General features: G+C 68.4%; 2 protein-coding genes. Both read right to left on the reverse strand.

What is annotated here, in order from left to right; translation table 11 throughout:
• Positions 1 to 321: 321 nt before the first annotated feature.
• Positions 322 to 1,503, reverse strand: coding sequence for a YncE family protein (locus tag KDL01_RS40525; RefSeq protein ID WP_438802022.1), 1,182 nt, complete (start codon positions 1,501 to 1,503; stop codon positions 322 to 324).
• 168 nt (positions 1,504 to 1,671) lie between these two features.
• The gene (locus KDL01_RS40530) at positions 1,672 to 2,271 is read right to left on the reverse strand and encodes a polysaccharide deacetylase family protein (RefSeq protein WP_212534037.1); all 600 of its coding nucleotides are present in this window, start codon (positions 2,269 to 2,271) and stop codon (positions 1,672 to 1,674) included.
• Positions 2,272 to 2,412: the final 141 nt, after the last annotated feature.

Consider the following 2,412-nt stretch of genomic DNA (forward strand, 5'->3'; position numbering starts at 1 on the left):
CCGTCAGCCCGGCCCGCGGCTCACCCGGCCGCTCGGACGGGTTGGTGCGCAGCAGGGCCCGCATCTGGTCCTGCCACGCGCTCTCCGACCCCTGGCCTGTCATACGGATCAGATTAGTGGCGCCCGGGGCCTGCTGCTCCCCCTCGCGGCGGAGGTGGAGCGGCCGAGCGCAATCTCTCGGCTTGGGATACGTGGATGAGCCTGCGTCCCGGAATACGCGTGTGGGGCGCCGCATCGACGCCCCACAGCTACGATCCTTCGCTCCCGCTCGGGAGTCTCCCGGTAGTCCTCTCCCGGCAGTCCTCTTTGTTCCGGTTCGCCTTAGCGGAAGACCCCGGTGTGCCCCAGCGAGTAGCGTCCCGGCTGCGGATAGACGCACAGCCCGTGCGGCCCGCTGCCCACCGGGATGCGCGCGATCAGGTGCCCGTCGTCCGTCGAGATCGCGTAGACCTCCGAGTCGTAGCGGCCGGAGATCCACAGCACCTTGCCGTCAGAGGAGACCCCGCCCATGTCCGGGCTGGCCTTGCCGGGGATCTTCCACTTCGTCTTCACCGAGTTCGTGGCGAAGTCGAACACGCTGATCGTGCCCTCGCCGCGGTTCGTGACGTACATGTACTGCGAGTCGCGGCTGACGTAGAGCCCGTGCGCGCCGAGCCCGGTGGGAATGAAGCCGGTGAGCTTGAAGTCGTCCCCGGTGAGCGTCCACAGGCCGTTGGTCGCCATGTCCGCGACGTACCAGGTGCTGCCGTCCGGCGCGATCTTCACGTCCTGCGGCATCGACCCGGTCTTGAGGTTGATCACGCCGAGCAGCGTGTGCTTGGTCGTGTCCACCTTGAGCAGCGTGCCGGAGAACTCGCAGGAGGCGATGAAGTAGCTGCCGTCCGGGGAGAAGTCCGCGTGGTTGACCCCTTCGCAGGGCACCTTCAGCGTCTGCTGCACCGCCATCGTGTGCGGGTCGCGGAAGACGATCTCCTTGTCCTGCTCGGCCATCACCACCGCGGACTTGCCGTCCGGCGTGAAGTAGAGGTTGTACGGGTCGTGCACCGCCACCGGCGCGCCGAACTGCCCGGTGGCCGGGTTGATCGGGGTGAGCGAGTTGCCGACGTCGTTGTTCACCCACAGGGTCTTGAGGTCCCAACTCGGCACCACGTGCTGCGGCTGCTCGCCGACCGGCACCGTGTGGATCACCTTGTAGGTCTTGGGGTCGATCACCGTGACGGTGTTGGACTCGCTGTTGGGCACGTAGATCAGCGAGGGGAAGTCGCGCACCACCGGCGAGAGCTCGTTCGGCCGGTCGTAGGCGTAAAGGTCCTTCGGGTCGTACTCGGGCATGCCCGAGATGGCGGCCGCCCGCATCTGCACCGCCGGCGGCGCGGCCGAGGCTCCCGTGGCGGCGGACCCGCCCGCCCCGCCGGACCCGAGCGAATTGAGGGCGTAGATCGCGGTCACGGTCGCTACGGCGCCCGCACCGAGGAAGATACGGCTATGTGAAGTGGTCTTCACCGGATACCTCTGCGTCTTGAGGGCCGAACTGTGGAGTCGAGGGCGGACGGGAAGTCGGTTCGGATTGGGTCGGTCTGGATCGGTCTTCGTCGGTCTGGTTCGGATCGGACGGATGGCCGGTCGGGGATTCGTCGGAAGCGGCTGTTCGTGGAAAGCGGCTCGATACCGTCAAGAGGGCACGATGCCGCCGGGTGGTGTGAGCGGGAACAGCTCCGAGGCCGTCACCGGGCGCAACCCGCGTTCTCGCAACCCGTCCAGGATCTGCGGCAGCGCCGCGACCGTGCCCGGGTGCCCCAGATGCATGGACACCACGTCCCCGCCGCGGATGCGCGAGAGCACGTTGCGCATGACGGCGTCGCTGCCGGGATCGCGGTAGTCCATCGGGTCGAGGTCGTAGGAGAGCAGGGTCGAGTACCCCGCCCGCAGCGCCGCCGCCCGCACCTCGGGCGTGGCATGCTGCCCCTGCGACTGCCGGAACCAGCGTCCCCGCGACCCGGTGAGCTTCTCGAGCCGCAGCGCGCACTGCTCGATCTCGTTGTAGGCGAGCGTCTCCGACATGCGGTCGATCGCGAGGTGATGCTCGGTGTGGTTGCCGAGCTCATGCCCGCCGTGCAGCACCCGCTGAGCCATCTGCGGATACCGCCCGAGCCAGCGCCCCACGGCCATGACCGTCACCCGAGCCCCATGCTTCTCCGCCGCAGTGAGCAGCGCATTGGCCAGAGCGGGCGTCCCGTCCCCGTGAAACGTCAACGCCACCGCGTCGGTCACCCCAGAAGCCTGCGAAACCTCCGGACTGGCCACGTTGATGGGCAGAGCGTTCCCCGAAGCGGTCGAGTCCAAGGCACCGGCACTGGTGGGACTGGGCGCCGACCCCGAAGCAGAAGCGGAAACCGCCGCCCCCGGCAACGC

Origin of the sequence: Actinospica durhamensis, from assembly GCF_018139695.1 — a bacterium.
In the GTDB taxonomy this organism is placed as follows: domain Bacteria; phylum Actinomycetota; class Actinomycetes; order Streptomycetales; family Catenulisporaceae; genus Actinospica; species Actinospica durhamensis.